Genomic DNA, 269 nt, shown 5'->3' with positions numbered 1-269 from the left:
CGCACAGGCAAGGACGTTCTCGATCCTCATGATCGTGCCGGGCTTCCATGCCGATTACCATGTCAGCGAGGTCTTTCGGCGCGACATCTATCCTGCCGACGCAATCGTGAACTACACCGATGACGACGCGTTTCGCGTCGCCGAGGTCGTGTTGCAGGTCGTGAAAAGCCTGAATCCGCTGTACGCAGCGGCGAAACCGAAAGATCGCAAGGCGCTGGTCGACGAGTACAGGCTGGTCGTTTCGTCGTATCTCGCCGCGCGCCTGCATT

At 59.5% G+C, this 269-nt stretch carries 1 pseudogene; it reads left to right on the top strand.

Features of this window, described 5'->3' with window-relative positions:
- A pseudogene (locus SB753_RS37610) lies at positions 1-269 on the top strand (hypothetical protein); the annotation flags it as partial.

Source organism: Paraburkholderia sp. SIMBA_053, assembly GCF_046534895.1.
In the GTDB taxonomy this organism is placed as follows: Bacteria; Pseudomonadota; Gammaproteobacteria; order Burkholderiales; family Burkholderiaceae; genus Paraburkholderia; species Paraburkholderia caledonica.
The sequence above is the reverse complement of the archived record's forward strand: the minus strand, read 5'-3'. Positions and strand labels throughout refer to the sequence as shown.